The sequence below is a fragment of the Sutterella sp. genome (genome assembly GCF_052272535.1).
Classification (GTDB): domain Bacteria; phylum Pseudomonadota; class Gammaproteobacteria; order Burkholderiales; family Burkholderiaceae_F; genus Sutterella.
In genome coordinates this window covers 1-2,384 of the sequence record NZ_DAVZJY010000299.1, presented here as the reverse complement: position 1 = coordinate 2,384, position 2,384 = coordinate 1, and the positions used below count along the sequence as shown (strand labels likewise).

Genomic DNA, 2,384 nt, shown 5'->3' with positions numbered 1-2,384 from the left:
CGACGGGGAATTTCATCTGTTCATGCGGATCTATGTACCGGATATGACAGCACTGAATAGCTGGCAGCCACCTGCAATTAGTTGTTTCAGCAAATAGGATCGCAAATAGTTTCAAATAAAGGCTATACACGAGTACAGTCTTTATAAAAACCTTTATTCCATATCCTTTAGACATCCTCTCGAAAAGCGGGCGGCCGAGGCGGGATGCGTTACGCCCGAGGAGGCGGAGGGCTGGCCGCAGATCATCGTCAACGCTCAGCCCGACCGCCGCCGGCCGCCCAACGGTCCGGCCGAAGAATGGTTTCATCCAAAGCACGGACCCGCCCCGGTGATGACGCTTCCATTCTTCGCCGCTGCACCCGCGTTCCTCGAAAAGTCGAATGCGGTCTGCCTCCTGCCGCGGGCGCTCGCGGAGCTCACGCTCGGGCGCTTTGCGCTTCTGCCCGTGCCCGCGTGGGCGCCCCAATTCTCCATGCGCCTCGCCTGGTGCGGCGAACGCGACTCCGATCCCGGCGGGCAGTGACTGCGCGGGCTCCTCAGGCATCTGCTATCCGAGGAGGTTCGGCGGCAGGGCGAGGGCGGCTGAGGATGCGTCCCTCAGGGAGCGGCGACCCCCGCGTTTCTCCTAATGGGGTTCATCCGTAGCGCATCCTTGTCTGCGGGCGAGGATTCAGGCGCAATCAAGAGGTCGTACGTTTTCGTCGTCCGTCCGCCCGCCTCCCGATAAGGTTCGCGCAATGTTGGCCGCGTATAAGTTTCGACATCACCGAAGGCCTCCGCACTCGTGCGCCCGGGGCTCTCCTCGATGCTCGGTCGAGGGGAGAACGGACGCGACGGACCCGGGCGGGGGATCTCGAGATGCATCACACGAAAAGGATCAGACAAATGATGAAGACTACGATCGCCGCCGCGCTCGCCCTTGCCATCGCCTCCGGCGCCGCCATGGCCGAATTCAAGGACTTCACGGTCAACGGCGAGCTCGTCACCAAGGCCCAGCAGGAGGCGCTCGCCGCCGAAGCCATCTCGAGCAATCCCAACCCGCACGAGATGATCGCGAATCCGCAGATCGAGGAGCAGGTCCGCCAGATGATGATCGAGCAGGTCGTCATGGGCGAATACGCCCGCAAGAACGGCATCGACAAGCTCCCCGAAGTGCAGTCCGACATCAAGCGCGCGACCAACATGGTTCTTGAGAACCACGCCGTGCGCGAGTTCCTCAAGAAGAACCCGGTCACCGAGAAGGAGATCGAGGCGCAGTACAAGTCCGAGGCCGACCGCTGGGGTCCCGAGGAATACCGCGTCCGCCACATCCTCGTGAAGACGCCTGAAGAGGCCAAGGCCCTGATCGAGCAGGTTCAGAAGGGCGCTTCGTTCGCGAAGCTCGCCGCCGAGAAGTCGCTCGACGACCAGAGCAAGGACGTCGGCGGCATCCTCGACTGGCAGTCCCCGTCCGTCTACACGGGCGAGCTCTCCCAGGCGATCCGCGGCCTCAAGAAGGGCGAAATGGCCAAGACCCCCGTGCAGTCGCCCGCCGGCTATCACGTGATCAAGGTCGAGGACATCCGCAAGTCCGAGCTCTTCCCGAAGTTTGAGGACCGCAAGGAGGAGATCCGCCATCTGCTCATGCAGCGCAAGGTCCAGTCCTTCATCCACGACCAGATCCTGCGCGCTGAGATCGCCGAGGTTCCGGCCAAGAAGTAACCGCACGGAACTCCAGATCCTGCAGGGCGCCCTCGGCGCCGCGTCTCCCCGTCGCTCCCGTCAGAAGGGGAGCCGGCAGCCGGAGGGCGGTTCGAGCGGCGCCTTTTTTGCGCTCCACCCCTCACAGAAAAAACTCAACCCAAGAAGCGCCCCCGGCGGCTCCACGCCGGCCCGAAGAAGCGCTCACCCTCCGGAGGAGACCCCACCGTGACAGCAGAGATCGGGCACTTCGCCCTTGTCCTGGCGCTCGTCGTGAGCGCGTTGGGCGGCGTCCTGTCGCTCGCCGGCGCGCAGCTCGACCTGCGCAGCTGGATGCGCACGGGCGCGGCCGCGGCCGCCTCGCTCGCCCTCACCGGCACGATCGCGATCGGCGCGCTCGCCTGGGCCTTCGCGACGAGCGACTTTTCGCTTCTGAACGTCGCGCGCCACTCCAACGACGCGCTCCCTTGGTATTACAAGCTCGCGGCCGTCTGGGGCTCCCACGAGGGCTCGATCCTCTTCTGGGTCTCGACCCTCGTCTGGTGGACGGCGGCGGTGGCGTTCTCCGCGCGCCGGCTCCCTGAAAAGGTCCTGGCGCGCATCCTCGGCACGCTCTTTCTGATCGCCTTCGGCCTCTACCTCTTCATCCTCACCACCTCGAACCCGTTCCTGCGGCTCTTCCCGCCCGCCGCGCAGGGCGCGGA

The 2,384-nt window shown here is 64.5% G+C and carries 3 protein-coding genes and 1 pseudogene; 3 read left to right on the top strand and 1 reads right to left on the bottom strand.

Going from position 1 to position 2,384, the window contains the following annotated elements:
- Nucleotides 1–307: hypothetical protein (locus tag ACT6Y9_RS10465; protein ID WP_443744490.1), on the bottom strand; the 307-nt coding region annotated here is incomplete at its 3' end.
- A 24-nt stretch (nucleotides 308–331) separates the two neighbouring features.
- Between ACT6Y9_RS10465 and ACT6Y9_RS10460 the strand changes: the two genes are divergently transcribed.
- The 3 genes and pseudogenes from ACT6Y9_RS10460 to ACT6Y9_RS10450 form a co-directional block, all read left to right on the top strand.
- Complete coding sequence (locus ACT6Y9_RS10460) at nucleotides 332–523, top strand: hypothetical protein (RefSeq protein WP_443744489.1); 192 nt, start codon at nucleotides 332–334, stop codon at nucleotides 521–523.
- Nucleotides 524–885: 362 nt separating this feature from the next.
- The gene (locus ACT6Y9_RS10455) at nucleotides 886–1,701 is read left to right on the top strand and encodes a peptidylprolyl isomerase (RefSeq protein WP_295477001.1); all 816 of its coding nucleotides are present in this window, start codon (nucleotides 886–888) and stop codon (nucleotides 1,699–1,701) included.
- 207 nt (nucleotides 1,702–1,908) lie between these two features.
- Nucleotides 1,909–2,384 (top strand): annotated as a pseudogene (locus tag ACT6Y9_RS10450) (heme lyase CcmF/NrfE family subunit); the annotation flags it as partial.